The sequence below is a fragment of the Mumia sp. genome (assembly GCF_028803055.1).
GTDB lineage: Bacteria > Actinomycetota > Actinomycetes > Propionibacteriales > Nocardioidaceae > Mumia.
In genome coordinates this window covers 1-6,866 of sequence record NZ_JARBCJ010000173.1, presented here as the reverse complement: position 1 = coordinate 6,866, position 6,866 = coordinate 1, and the positions used below count along the sequence as shown (strand labels likewise).

The window sequence follows — 6,866 nt, the reverse complement described above, 5'->3', positions numbered from 1 at the left end:
GCACGCCGTAGTCGGCGAGGTTGTCGACGACCCAGCCCTGGCGCGTGTAGGTGGCGACGGCGGAGAAGCCGACCCAGGCGGCTGCGAGGATGACGACGGCGGTCGAGACGATGCCCATGAGAAGTCCTCTCGTGACAGGACCACGCCGGTGAGCGTGGCCACTCTACGAGACAGACACGCCCCGGCGCCTCGGTGTGACAGCAGCCAGTCCCCGGTGTGACAGACGGCGCTGCCGCCGGTCGCCGGCGATCCCCTCAGCCCTCCAGTCGCCCCAGGTCCACCCGTGACAGACGGTGCGGGTCGGCCAGGACGTCGATCGCGACGATCCGACCGCCCGTGACCGTGAACGCCATGACCACCTGGAGCCGGCCGCGCGGAGCGACCACGACGCCGGGGACCCCGTTGACGAGGACACGGCGGGTGAACGGAGAGAGGCGACTGGTCGCGGCGGCCTGCCCGGCGACCTCCTCGGCGCCGTGGAGCACGACGGTGGACTGCGGCCGACCGCTTCCGCCGTCCGAGCGCAGGATGACGTCCGGGTGCAGAACGGCGATCAAGCCGTCGAGATCCCCCTCTCGCGATGCGGCGAAGAAGGCGTCGACCACCTCCCGCTGGCGTGCCAGGTCGGGATCCGGCGCTGGCGCCTGCCCCTGGACCCGACGCCGCGCCCGGCTCGCGAGCTGGCGAGTGGCTTCCGGGCTGCGGTCGAGGACGGCGGCGATCTCGGCGAAGGCGACCCCGAACACGTCGTGCAGGACGAAGGCGACGCGCTCAGCCGGGCTGAGTCCCTCCAGCACCACCAGCAGCGCCAGTCCGACGCCCTCGGCGAGCAGCGCCGAGTCCTCCGGCCCCGGGCCCGAGTCGGGACTGACGATGGGGTCGGGCACATGGACCAAGGACTGCTCACGCCGGCTCCGCCGTGTCCGCAGCGCGTTCAGGCAGACCCGCGCGACGACCGTCCTCAGCCAGGCCGCCGGGTTCTCCACGTCACCGGTCTCGGCCCGACTGACCCGCAGCCACGCCTCCTGCAGCGCGTCGTCGGCGTCGTCGGCGGACCCGAGCATCCGGAAGGCGATCGACCTCAGCCGGGATCGGTCCTCCTCGAACCGTGCGAGGAGCTCATCGTGGTCGTTCGCGCTCATCCCTCTCCTCGTAGGTCCTGCCCCCATGACACACGGCGGCGCCCGGACGTGACAGCTCAGCGGTCGCGCAGGACCCGGCCCTCGTCCCAGACCGGCTCGTCGCTCTCGTAGACGTCACCGTCGGCGCCGAACACGAGGAACCGGTCGAACCGCCGCGCGAACCACCGGTCGTGGGTCACCGCGAGGACCGTCCCGTCGAACGCCTCGAGCCCGTCCTCCAACGCCTCGGCCGACTCGACGTCGAGGTTGTCGGTCGGCTCGTCGAGCAGCAGGAGGGTCGCTCCCGACAGCTCCAGGAGCAAGATCTGGAACCGCGCCTGCTGACCGCCCGACAACGAGTCGAACGCCTGCTCGGCGGAGCGGGCCAGCCCGTAGCGGTCGAGCTTGCGCGCGGCCTCCTCCCGACCCATCCCTCGCCGACCGATCCCGCGCGCATCGACGTCGCCACGGTGCAGGATCTCGAGCAGGGTGCGACCGACCAGCTCGGGATGGTGGTGGGTCTGCACGAACCACCCGGGCCGGACCCTCGCCCCGAGCTTGGCGAGCCCGCGGTGCGCGACCGGCTCGACCACCTGGTCCCCGACCGGCTCGTGCTCCACGTCCGGCCGGGTGCCTCCGGCGGCGAGCAGGCGGAGGAAGTGCGACTTGCCCGACCCGTTGGAGCCGAGGACCGCGACGCGCTCGCCGTACCAGACCTCGAGGTCGAACGGACGCATGAGTCCGGTGAGCTCCAGGCTCTCGGCGACGACCGCCCGCTTGCCCGTACGGCCTCCGGTGAGCCGCATGACGACGTTCTGGTCGTGGGGCACCACCTCGGGCGGGCCGGCCTCCTCGAACCTGCGCAGCCGCGTCTGCGCCGCCCGGTAGCGCGCGGCCATGTCGGAGTTGTAGGCAGCCTTGGTCTTGTACATGATCACCAGCTCGCGGAGCTTCTGGTGCTCCTCGTCCCACCGCCGGTGCTGCTCCTCCAGCTTCGCGAACCGAGCGGCGCGGGCCTCGTGGTACGTCGCGAAGCCGCCGGGGTGGGTCCAGGCCGTGCTTCCGGTGGCACCGACCTCGAGGGTGACCACCCGCGTGGCGGTGTTGGCCAGCAGGGCTCGGTCGTGGCTGACGTACAGCACAGTCTTCTGCGTGGCGGTGAGCTGCTCCTCGAGCCACTGCTTGCCGGGCACGTCGAGATAGTTGTCGGGCTCGTCGAGCAGGAGCACCTCGTCGGGGCCGCGGAGGAGGCCCTCGAGCACCAGCCGCTTCTGCTCTCCGCCCGACATCGTGGAGAGGTCCCGCCACATCGCCCGCTCGTAGGAGATCCCCAGCGCGGCCGTGCAGCACGCGTCCCAGGTGACCTCGAGGTCGTAGCCGCCCGCGTCCCCGTACTCCGCCAGAGCGGTGGCGTAGCGCAGCTGTGTCGGCTCGTCGTCGCGCTCCATCAGGACGAGCTCGACCTCGTCCACCCGCGCGGCCGCTGCCCGGATGCGAGGCGGAGCGATCGAGAGGAGCAGCTCGCGCACCGTCTCGAGGTGGGAGCCGTCGGGGTGACGTGTCACCATCTGCCTCATCACGCCGAGGCCGCCGCTGCGGCTGACCGACCCACCGTGCGGCGAGATCTCACCGGTGATGATCCTCAGCAGCGTGGTCTTCCCCGCGCCGTTGGCGCCGACGAGGGCGACGATCGCGCCGTCGCCGACGCGGAAGCCGACGTCGTCCAGCAGCACCCTCCCGTCGGGGAGGTCGTACCGGATCCCGGACAGCTCTGCGTGGCCCACAGCCCTAGTCTCCGCCCTCGGTCAACGCCGTTTCGACGCGCCCCGTCCCACCTGACGAGGAGCTGGCGAGAAGCGGTCCCGCGCACCCTCGTCATCGAGTACGATCCGGCGAGCGGTTCCCCGACGTACGGGCGGGCCAGACCCGACGTACGGAGCAGGCGTGACCGTCTTCCTGATCCTCGGCCTCGCCGGCCTCGCGCTTCTCGCCGTCTCGCTCGTCGTCGGCGAAGTGCTCGACGGAGCTCTCGACGTGCTGCCCGGGGACGCCTTCTCGACCGCCGTCGTCGGCGGCTTCGTCTCCGCCTTCGGGTTCGGGGCTGCCGCCGCGGACGGCGCCGGTGTCCCGCTCCTGCCCGCTCTGCTCGCCGGCGGCGGGTGCGGTGTCGTCGTCGCGTGGTTGGCGGCCTGGCTGACCGGCCTGGTCCGCGGTGGGAGCAGCGACGCCACTCCCTCGACCGGGGACAGCATCGGCCGCAGCGGGCGGGTGGTGTCCGGCATCCCCGACGACGGTTACGGCACGGTCCGCGTCGCGGTCGGCGGGCACGTGCTCCAGCTCAACGCCCGTGCCGACAGAGCCCTCGACGCCGGCACCGAGGTGCACGTGACCGGCGTCCTCTCCCCTACCGCCGTCAGGGTCGCCCCGGTGTGGGACGACCTCCCCTGATCCCCACCCGAAAGGCTCCCCCGTGCTGATCCCGATCGCCGGCATCGCCGTCCTCGTCCTCCTGCTCCTCTTCCTGGTCACGAGCCGCTACAAGGTCGCCGGGCCCAACCAGGCCTTCATCGTCACCGGCCGCAAGGGCAAGGCGGTCCTCAACCCGGAGACCGGCGCCCTCACCACCGACCTGTCAGGTCAGAAGGTGATCCTCGGCGGCGGCACCTTCGTCGTCCCGTTCGTGCAGAAGCTCGCGACGATGGACCTCTCGAGCCGTCGCATCTCGGTGCAGATCCGTGGTGCGGTGTCGGGACAGGGCATCAAGCTGAACGTCGAGGGTGTCGCGATCGTCAAGGTGGGCGGCAACGCCGACCAGATCCGGCTCGCGGCCCAGCGCTTCCAGTCGCAGCAGGCCGACATCGAGCCCTTCACGCAGGAGGTCCTCGCCGGCGCGCTCCGCTCCATCGTCGGCGGTCTGACGGTCGAGCAGATCATCCGCGACCGGGCCGCGTTCGCCCAGCGCGTGGCCGACGAGTCCGAGAACTCCCTGACCGGCCAGGGTCTGATCCTCGACACGTTCCAGATCCAGGACGTCACCGACGACGGCAGCTATCTCGCCGACCTCGGCCGCCCCGAAGCCGCCCGTAACCGGCAGACCGCGGCGATCGCCGAGGCCGCGGCTCGCCAGGCCGCGGAGCAGGCGAGCCTGAAGGCCGAGGAGGAGATCGCCATCGCGCAGCGCACGCTGGCGCTCAAGCAGGCGGAGATCAAGGCCGAGACCGACGCTGCCTCCGCAAACGCGGCGTCGGCCGGTCCGCTGGCCCAGGCCGATCGTGACCAGGCCGTGCTCGTCGAGCAGGAGAAGGTCGCCGTCAGGCAGGCAGCCCTGACCGAGCGGCAGCTGGAGACGCAGGTCCGCAAGCCGGCCGATGCGGCCCGGTACAAGGTCGAGCAGGAGGCCGAGGCGCGCCGCTCCTCGGACATCGCGGCGGCAGAGGCCCGCAAAGCCGCCACCATCGCCGCCGCGGAGGCCAAGGCGGAGGAGGCGCGTCTGACCGGTGAGGGGGAGAAGTCACGCCGTACGGCCATCGCGGAGGCCGAGGCGATCGAGGGCGCTCGTCGTGGTGAGGCCGAGAAGGCCCGACGCGTGGCGGAGGCCGAGGCCACCCGCGCCGAGGGTGAGGCTCAGGCCTCCGCCACGCTCGCCGTCGGCCACGCCGAGGCCGAGGCGATGGACAAGCGCGCGGCGGCGTTCGCAAGCTACAACGACGCGGCGGTCCTCCAGATGCTCATCGAGGTGCTCCCGCAGATCGCCAAGGAGGTCGCGGCACCGATCAGTGCGATCGACCAGCTCACGGTGATCTCGACCGAGGGCGCCGGGGCTCTGCCGAGGCAGGTCAACGACAACATCGTCCAGACCTTGCAGATGCTCAAGACCTCGACCGGGCTCGACCTCGAGAGCCTCCTCCACCGGTCGGTGGACAGGGCCGCGAACGGCATGGGCGTCACCACCGGCAAGAACGGCGACAGCTGAGCCGTCCGGGCCGTCAGGGTCGGCGACGCAGCCGGTAGAAGCGGGGCGTCGTCGACCGGAGCGGTCGCGGCATCCCCGACACGTCGGCCAGGCAGCTGCCGGTGAGCTCCCACGCGGGGAGCGCCCGGGCCAGATCGCGCTCGTCGGCCCCTCTCGGCAGGAGGGGTCGGCGGCCGGGGGCGAAGGCCAGCAGCAGGAACGAGGCGGTCGGTGACGCGACCGCCGTCATCGCGGTCCCGTACGCCGCGCGGGCCTCGTCACCGAGTCCGTGGAAGCAGCCGATGTCCACGAAGAGCTCGACCGGGCCTGGGAGCTCGACGTCGGCCAGCGCCGTGACGTCCGCGCAGACGAAGCGGGCGTGCTCGGCGCCGTCCCGGGCCCGGGCGCGATCGATGGCCCTCTGCACGTCGTCGACGCCCACCGCGGTCCACCCACGGCGTCCGAGCTCGATCGTGTGGCTCCCGCTGCCGCAGCCGACGTCGAGGGCGCACCCCCAAGGCTGCGGGCGCGACTCCTCCTCGGTGAGCAGCCCGGCCAGCTGGTCGGCGCCTCCGTCACCCGCGGCCTCCCACGGCGTGACCCCGCACCGGTAGGCGATCTGGTATCCCCTCGACATCCGACTCCCCCACTTTCGTTCTAGTGCGACTAGAACTAATCGCCTCTAGAGTGGACCCGATGAGCGAGCACGTCAAGCGGTCTCCCGGATCCCGTCCGTACGACGCATCTCGGCGTCGTCAGCGCGCCGACGAGAACCGCCTCGCGATGCTGCGGTCCGCGCACCGGATGTTCGTCGAGCGCGGCTACGCCCGCACGACGATGGCGGCGATCGCCGCCGACGCCGGGGTGAGCACGGACCTCCTCTACAAGACCTTCGGCACCAAGCACCGCCTCGTCGTCGAGGTGCTCAACTACGACGCCACCAGCGAGGTCGACAGTCCGCCCGTGCTGGAGCAGACGCGCCCCCAGGAGGTCAGGGCCGAGAAGGACCAGCGCACCCAGATCAGGATGTTCGCTGCCGACATCGCCCAACGCACACGCCGGGTCCGACCCATCGACGACGTCATCCGGTCCGCGGGCGAGGTCGACCCGGTCCTCGCCACGCAACGGGCGCAGGATCAACGCACGCGCCTGAGCAACCTCCAGGCGTTCGTCGGATGGGTGGCTGCCAACGGCGCGCTCCGAGAAGGCCTGGAGGAGGAGGACGCCGCAGCCACCGTGTGGGCTCTGACCGGCCCTGACATGCACAGGCTCCTCGTCGATGAGCTCGGCTGGGAGCACCAGCGCTATGCGGACTGGATCAGGGACACGCTGACCGCTGTGCTGCTCCCGCCCCCTGCCGACCGCACGACCTAGCCCAGCGCCTCCGCCAAGAGCTCCAGGGTCCGCTCCCGAGGGACGGAGCGACGCGGATCGGCGCCCTGCCTCGCGGAGGCCACCGGGTGCACCATCACCTCGTCCACCTCGAACTCCGCTGCCAGGGCCTGCAGTCGCTGGGCCGCCTGCTCGGGGTCGCCGACGATGTTGCGCGCCAGGCCGTCCTGCACCATCGCCTCCTGCGGCGGGGTGAGAGGGGACTTCTCGGCGTCCTCGACGAGATCGAGAGCGGCGAGGGGAGCGCCCGTCATCAGCCGTGCCATCGACTGCAGGTTCGGGAGCGCGAGCGCCACGGCCTCGTCGTACGTCTCGGCGACGACGGCGTTGACGGTCAAGAAGGTCGTCGGCTCAGGTGTGCGCTCGCTCGGGCGGAACTCCGCACGGTAGGTCGCCAGGGC

At 71.7% G+C, this 6,866-nt stretch carries 6 protein-coding genes and 1 pseudogene; 3 read left to right on the top strand and 4 right to left on the bottom strand.

Annotated elements, in window-relative coordinates; all coding sequences use genetic code 11:
* Positions 1-254 precede the first annotated feature (254 nt).
* On the bottom strand, positions 255-1,142 hold the full coding sequence (gene sigJ, locus PV363_RS14405) for an RNA polymerase sigma factor SigJ (protein WP_301022674.1): 888 nt from the start codon (positions 1,140-1,142) through the stop codon (positions 255-257).
* A 56-nt stretch (positions 1,143-1,198) separates the two neighbouring features.
* Complete coding sequence (locus PV363_RS14400; RefSeq protein ID WP_301022673.1) at positions 1,199-2,905, bottom strand: ATP-binding cassette domain-containing protein; 1,707 nt, start codon at positions 2,903-2,905, stop codon at positions 1,199-1,201.
* A gap of 160 nt (positions 2,906-3,065) precedes the next feature.
* Between PV363_RS14400 and PV363_RS14395 the strand changes: the two genes are divergently transcribed.
* Together PV363_RS14395 and PV363_RS14390 are read left to right on the top strand one after the other, a co-directional pair.
* A complete protein-coding gene (locus PV363_RS14395) occupies positions 3,066-3,569 on the top strand; it encodes a hypothetical protein (RefSeq protein WP_220342037.1) in 504 nt (167 codons plus the stop codon).
* 22 nt (positions 3,570-3,591) lie between these two features.
* The gene (locus tag PV363_RS14390) at positions 3,592-5,094 is read left to right on the top strand and encodes a flotillin family protein (RefSeq protein WP_220342038.1); all 1,503 of its coding nucleotides are present in this window, start codon (positions 3,592-3,594) and stop codon (positions 5,092-5,094) included.
* Between the two features lie 13 nt (positions 5,095-5,107).
* On the opposite strand, the gene PV363_RS14385 is transcribed toward PV363_RS14390, so the two are convergent.
* Positions 5,108-5,710 carry a class I SAM-dependent methyltransferase gene (locus PV363_RS14385; RefSeq protein ID WP_301022672.1) on the bottom strand — a complete coding sequence of 201 codons (603 nt, stop codon included), beginning with the start codon at positions 5,708-5,710 and terminating at the stop codon, positions 5,108-5,110.
* Positions 5,711-5,769: 59 nt separating this feature from the next.
* On the opposite strand from PV363_RS14385, the gene PV363_RS14380 reads away from it, so the two are divergent.
* Positions 5,770-6,447 carry a TetR/AcrR family transcriptional regulator gene (locus tag PV363_RS14380; protein ID WP_301022671.1) on the top strand — a complete coding sequence of 226 codons (678 nt, stop codon included), beginning with the start codon at positions 5,770-5,772 and terminating at the stop codon, positions 6,445-6,447.
* Here the strand turns inward: PV363_RS14380 and PV363_RS14375 are convergent.
* Positions 6,444-6,866 (bottom strand): annotated as a pseudogene (locus PV363_RS14375) (LLM class flavin-dependent oxidoreductase); the annotation flags it as partial. The gene PV363_RS14380 and the pseudogene PV363_RS14375 sit on opposite strands and share 4 nt — an antisense overlap.